This is a genomic window from Lelliottia sp. GFLA7, from assembly GCF_056490165.1.
The window spans coordinates 1-461 of record NZ_JBWLAQ010000066.1; the positions used below are offsets into that span (position 1 = coordinate 1).

Annotated in this window: 2 pseudogenes; both read right to left on the reverse strand. The window is 39.0% G+C overall.

What is annotated here, in order from left to right:
- Positions 1 to 190: pseudogene (locus tag AC07RN_RS21165) on the reverse strand (FRG domain-containing protein); the annotation flags it as partial.
- 13 nt (positions 191 to 203) lie between these two features.
- Positions 204 to 461 (reverse strand): annotated as a pseudogene (locus AC07RN_RS21170) (hypothetical protein); the annotation flags it as partial.

Below are 461 nucleotides of genomic sequence, written 5' to 3' on the forward strand. Positions count from 1 at the left end.
TAAAAAGCGTAGGTAATTTCTCAATATAAGATAATGCTTTATCATTCAAAGGCGTTAACTTCAACCGGATGTCATCAGAGGTACCTTCTAACATGCGTGATATAGGAAAATCACAACTCCCACTAACCCGTTCATACATGGGCCAATGTTCAAAATAGTCAGGTTCTCCGCCCATAATTAGATTAAACATTAAAATTAAATCCTCACGTTTTATTTAATGAGTTATTAATAATCCATTCAATTGCACCAGGGGTGCGAATCCAAGGCTTTATATTATTATTCACGTAATAAATGGCTTCATCCATTTCACCTAACGTGATAAATCCACTGTTAGACTTGGGCTGCAATCTGCACTTTGATAACAACCCAGGGATGTGTCTATTAGAATCAATCGCAGCTTTAGCGATATCATCGGCATCTTGGGATGACTGTCGGTAGGCGAGGAGGGCGCGTGTATACTG